The sequence below is a fragment of the Pseudoalteromonas fenneropenaei genome (assembly GCF_042643375.1).
Classification (GTDB): domain Bacteria; phylum Pseudomonadota; class Gammaproteobacteria; order Enterobacterales; family Alteromonadaceae; genus Pseudoalteromonas; species Pseudoalteromonas fenneropenaei.
Map to the genome: position 1 here is coordinate 1 of NZ_JBHRSD010000004.1, position 5636 is coordinate 5636.

The 5636-nt window shown below is 42.8% G+C and carries 4 protein-coding genes, 3 tRNA genes and 1 pseudogene; 1 reads left to right on the forward strand and 7 read right to left on the reverse strand.

The features are described 5' to 3' along the window. Positions 1-312 precede the first annotated feature (312 nt). Positions 313-574, forward strand: a pseudogene (locus ACFOEE_RS02925) (hypothetical protein); the annotation flags it as partial. A 58-nt stretch (positions 575-632) separates the two neighbouring features. Here the strand turns inward: ACFOEE_RS02925 and ACFOEE_RS02930 are convergent. The 7 genes from ACFOEE_RS02930 to ACFOEE_RS02960 form a co-directional block, all read right to left on the reverse strand. Further along, positions 633-947: a YdeI/OmpD-associated family protein gene (locus tag ACFOEE_RS02930; RefSeq protein ID WP_377120758.1), complete on the reverse strand. Its 315-nt coding sequence runs from the start codon at positions 945-947 to the stop codon at positions 633-635. Positions 948-966: 19 nt separating this feature from the next. Further along, entirely contained in the window at positions 967-1350 is a 384-nt protein-coding gene (locus ACFOEE_RS02935; RefSeq protein ID WP_377120760.1) for a DoxX-like family protein, read from the reverse strand. A gap of 96 nt (positions 1351-1446) precedes the next feature. Beyond that, a complete protein-coding gene (locus tag ACFOEE_RS02940; RefSeq protein ID WP_377120762.1) occupies positions 1447-2373 on the reverse strand; it encodes a bile acid:sodium symporter family protein in 927 nt (308 codons plus the stop codon). Between the two features lie 700 nt (positions 2374-3073). Continuing rightward, entirely contained in the window at positions 3074-4660 is a 1587-nt protein-coding gene (locus ACFOEE_RS02945; protein WP_377120764.1) for a methyl-accepting chemotaxis protein, read from the reverse strand. 227 nt (positions 4661-4887) lie between these two features. After that, a tRNA-Glu gene (locus ACFOEE_RS02950) sits at positions 4888-4963 on the reverse strand. Positions 4964-5122: 159 nt separating this feature from the next. Next, positions 5123-5198: transfer RNA gene (locus tag ACFOEE_RS02955), tRNA-Glu, on the reverse strand. A 160-nt stretch (positions 5199-5358) separates the two neighbouring features. Continuing rightward, a tRNA-Glu gene (locus tag ACFOEE_RS02960) sits at positions 5359-5434 on the reverse strand. Between the last annotated feature and the right edge of the window lie 202 nt (positions 5435-5636).

The window sequence follows — 5636 nt, forward strand, 5'->3', positions numbered from 1 at the left end:
GTCTGGCAAACCTATTACCAAAAAATTACTATCTATGAGTGATTAATTTTAAACTCTGTTGTTACCATGATTTTTACAGCATAATATTGAAACCGGCCAAGATAATTTACACAGAATACTGGGACCATAACCCGCTGCGCTGCTCATCGCCCTTACACTAACGTTCTGCTAACGACTAATAGCGGACTTTAATACCTACACATTGTAATATCCGCTTCTGGCACAATACATCTCTACAAATTGAGTCAGCCACAGTATTTAGTCGATACCGAAAATTTCGGTTTTTTGCAGAACTGAGATTTTCCATTTCACATCGCCGTCGACCCTCATATCTTCCGCGTTTCTAACCGCACCAAATACGCCCCCGGCAAAGACGTTGTTGAAGTGGAATAGAAACTCGATAAAGTCGTGCCTAAAGAGTTTAAAGTGGATGTGCACCACTGGCTGATTTTACACGGCCGCTATGTATGTACCGCCCGTAAACCACCACCCGTAAACCTAAGTGCGGCAGCTGCTTAATTGAAGACTTATGATGTTTAAGGAAAAAAACCGAGTAGCTCACAGTACAGCTTAACTAACGCTCAGCACACAACGACAGTCTAGTCTAAGTCTTGTCATGCGTTGGTTTAGTTTTACTTTGCTAGCGCCTTTGGCTTTTTGTCTATCAGCACATCTTGTTGCCATTTGCTGGGTTTTTTATCGGTGCGATGTATACAGCCAACCCAGCAACAAGGTCGCTTTTTCCCTTCTTGGAGTGACTCCGTCGCGCGTAGGATGCGCTTTTCTCTGGTCTTATCTTGCTTGGCGCTTTCTACCCAACAAATAAACTCGTTACGGCCAATTGCCGATAACTCTTCCCAAATACTGACCACGTTTTGTTCGACTAACGCCTTGGCCAAATCAGCGGGTAATTCGTGTACTAAACCGCCAGAAATCTTTGTATCCATACTCAGAACCTATTTTTAACTATTTATCAGTGTGTCTTACATTGTTTAGCAGCACAAAGCTCAGAGCAATTATCGCCATATTGGTCGTCACGGGGTTAAATGCCTCTATCAGCAATTGTGGCTGCAATAACGCCACAAACAACAGCAACCCCAATAAAGCTAAAATATTTAAAATTATTAATGGCTTGTTCCTATAAAATATAAACAACAGGATACCAAATACCACCTCACCTATTCCTGCAGCTTTAGTAATAAGATTTGACATTTGCTCTGAATACCCCAAACTCGCTGTCATCAACTTTTCCAGCGGCGCTATATGAAACAACTTTGGAAAAACGCCGTGATAGATCCAACTAAAACTAACAATGAAACGCGCGATTTGTACTGAAGACAATTTCCACATCCTTTTTAGATAAAAAAGCTCTTTATGATTTTGCTACAAATTGAATAATCAGCTTTGCTCAATCTGCACTGGCTTTCATACACTCAGCGTACAACGCTACGATTTATCTGCTGCGACTTTACTCTGCCGCTGCCACATTGATGCCAAAATTGAGCCGCTGACATTGTGCCACACAGAAAAAAGCGTGCCAGCCAACGCACTAGCCGGAGTAAAAAACTTCATCGCAAGCGCCACCGCAAGCCCTGAGTTTTGCATCCCTACTTCAAAGGCTAAAGTTCGGCATAGCCTTTCATCAAAGCCAAGCCATTTACCTGCACCATAGCCAAACCCTAATCCAATCGCATTATGTAACACCACTGCCAATGCCAACATTGAGCCGATACCAGCCAAAGTCGTGGCATTAAGCGCCACCACTATCGCAATAATAAACACAATCGTAAGCATGGAAATAAGTGGTAAAAAGCTGGCAATTTTATTTACTTGTTTAACGCAAAAGTGATTGATAAGTACACCTGTAAGCACAGGGATTAAAACAATTTTACAGAGATTCCATACCATAGCGCTGATATCAATATTGACATTGTGACCAACCAAGAGGTCAATCAATAAAGGAGTTACAACCACGCCAAGTAAGGTACTGACCGCAGTCATAGTGATAGATAAAGCGACATCGCCTTTGGCTAAATAACACAATACGTTACTAGCAGTGCCGCCCGCCACACAGCCCACTAACACCATTCCTAAGGTTTGTTCACTGTTAAAAGCAAACGCTTTAGCAAGCATTAAGGCGCTTAACGGCATCACAATAAACTGTAGCAATACGCCAGTCAGAACCACTTTTGGCAAAGTAATGACGCGACGAAAATCAGGTAAAGTTAAAGTAAGCCCCATGCTCAGCATTACAATAGCCAGTAACGGCACGATTAACCCTTTAAAGCCGCTAAAAACCTGCGGTTGCCAAATGGCCCAGACGGCGCAAAGCACCGCCCAAAAAGGAAAGAGTTGAATTAATCTTGCGAGCATTGTCGTGTCTATCTATATAATTAGAAAAATTAAGCTAATCATACTCATATCTAAACCGCCCTGCCAAGATTAAAAACCTTGAGTCTCGCTTAAGCCGTTACGCTAGTAGTTTTTGTTTGCTTCGCCACCGCTTTGCTAATTTTTAAACCACATAGAAATCGGAGCAATGTGATACGGCGGATAGCCTTATAGCCCAACCCGCATGCCACCACAACCTGTATGAATTTAGTGATAGTGGTGGATTGTAGGGATAAACGATGAAAAGCATTCTAGATAAGATTTAAGCACTCTGTTTGCTGCTCAACAATACGATTAATGCCTCTTCCGTTTGGGTGGAGCATAATCGCGACGGAGTACCGGGTATTGCGCTTTGGGAACCATTTTGCTGGGAATATACCAGTGCAGTTGGCGTGTTAGTTACCCTCCCCGCGCTGTTCGCCTTTTTCTCTCGTTTCCCACTCAGATTTAGTTAGATAAAACGTCAATTCTCAATGTACTTATTAGCCTCTGTGCTGTTTTCGCCAGCTTATATTGTCATTATGGTGTTGCTGCGAGAAGGAGTGTATTGACTGGCTGGGCAAAGATGACTTTAAACAAGCATTGAGTTAACGCTATATTCTTCGACCAACGACTCTAAAAATTTGCAGTAAAGGATGGCAAGCATTTGCATACTTGCCAGATCTAATTTCAGATTTAAAAACTAACGTCCTTTAATAAATTTGGCGATAAACTGCTGAACCAGTTTGCTCTGATCTTGCAACAAGTTCTCTGTTTTGTGCATAGAACCCATGGTAGATGATGCAGTTTGCTGCGAATCACTAGCAAGCTGGGCAATTGTTACAGCGTTACTGTTTAGCTCATTAGCGACATTTGACATTTGCTCAGTGGCAGACGCTATCTGATAATTAAGTCCTGAAATTTCATTAACTATGCCACTGATTTTATTGAGGCTATCTTTTGTACCTTCCGCTTTTGCTACACATTCTGCCGACTTATCTACCCCACTTTGAATTGCCACCACCGCACGCTCAGACTTTTGCTTGAGGCCTGCGATGATACTGTCGATTTCTTTGGTGGAATCTTGTGTACGTTGTGCCAACGCGCGCACTTCATCAGCAACCACGGCAAAGCCCCTACCCTGTTCACCAGCACGAGCAGCTTCAATTGCAGCGTTTAAAGCCAATAAATTGGTTTGCTCAGAAATAGCCCGAATAACGTCCACCACACTACCGATAGTAACAGTTTGTGCATTTAAATCTGCAATATCTTGTTGGGTTTTAGTCAGTTCCTCCGACAACAAATAATTGGTTTCCATATTGTCATTAACCGCACGATTGCCCTCTGTAACAGTAGCTAGCGCATGTTCTGACTCAGTCGCCGCATTATTAGTGTTGTTGGCTATCTCAGCGATGGTTGCGGTCATTTGGTTTATGGCAGTTGCTAAAGAACCCGTTTGTGCCTGTTGCTCGTTCATAATATCGCGTGTACGTTGGCAATCTTTGACCGCCTCACCGGCATAACCGGTTACAGCTTCGCTGGAGTCTTTAACACGCCCAAGTACCGCTCTTAGCTCTGATTCTCGCGCAATTAATGCCAATTCGATGGCTGCTACATCGTTGACTCGGTTGATATAAATTTTTTGCATCAGTGGATTGTCATAAATTTTACGCGCTTTTTCACTTAAATCTCGTACGGGTTTTAAGCGCTGCCACGTTATCCAGAGTGTGAAGATCAACAGTAACGAATCACTAATTTGCGGCCAAGGTGACGGTAAAAAACTAAATGCGAGCGTGAGTATATAAAACATCACGACAATCGCCATTAATTGCGCTGATAATGACCATGAAGCGCGGGTAAATTTTGCCACATCAGCACCGTTATTAAGCTGTTTGTAAATGGCTTCTGCTCGATTGACGACTTTACGATCTGGTTTTGTTCTTACAGACTGATATTCAACTGTTTTACCTTGATCATCTGTAATGGGCGTAACATATGCATTGACCCAGTAGTGGTCACCATTTTTACAGCGGTTTTTGACCATTCCCATCCAAGGTTTACCAGCCTGAATATACTCCCACAAATTTTTGAAGGCGGCTTTTGGCATGTCTGGATGACGTACTACATTGTGTGGTTTCCCTTCCAATTCACTTAGGCTAAAACCTGCCACATCGCAGAATTGTTTATTCGCATATTTTATCTGCCCTTTGGTATTGGTCGTGGACAATAAATTGAACGAAGCGGGATAATCGTTTTCTTTATTTGTAACGTTGAGTCTGCCTTGTGCCATAAAAACTACTCTTAAAAATAAAGTAACATGATAGCGACAAACTCAGCCAAAAGTATGATTTTAAGTTTTAAAAATACTGATCTAAATCAAACAATATCAATGACTGTGAGTTATTTAACCAGCTTAGAAATCTAAAAAGGTCTAGATAAACATTAGTCAGCATCTGGATAATGTAAAAGAAAAGTGAAGGATTTTTTGAAGAATTTCTTGATAAAAGAGATAAGTAGTGGCGTCCCCTAGGGGATTCGAACCCCTGTTACCGCCGTGAAAGGGCGGTGTCCTAGGCCTCTAGACGAAGGGGACGCAGAAATGGTTTAGCAAATCAATGATTTGCTATTTCTACGTTAGGTGAGACCGAGCCAGATAGGCGAACGGTATTATTCTTACGCAGAATTCTGTGTCACTAGGACTGGTTATTTAGACTCTGACCATACGAGTTTTTGACTTTGCACTTCTAGGAAGTGGCGTCCCCTAGGGGATTCGAACCCCTGTTACCGCCGTGAAAGGGCGGTGTCCTAGGCCTCTAGACGAAGGGGACGCAGAAATGGTTTAGCAAATCACTGATTTGCTATTTCTGCGTTAGGTGAGCCCGAGCCAGCGAGGCGAACGGCATTATTCTTACGCAGAATTCTGTGTCACTAGGACTGGTTATTTAGACTCTAACCATACGAGTTTTTTACTTGTCACTTCTAGTGAAGTGGCGTCCCCTAGGGGATTCGAACCCCTGTTACCGCCGTGAAAGGGCGGTGTCCTAGGCCTCTAGACGAAGGGGACAAAAAATCTGCTTAGTGAATCTAAGATTCACTGATTTTTTGTTAGCCGGAGAACGAGCTCTGCGAGTTCGACCTTCTACTTTCAAAAAACGCATTTTGTCACTAGGACTGGTTATTTAGACTCTGACCATACGAGTTTATTACTTATCACTTCTAGGAAGTGGCGTCCCCTAGGGGATTCGAACCCCTGTTACCGCCGTGAA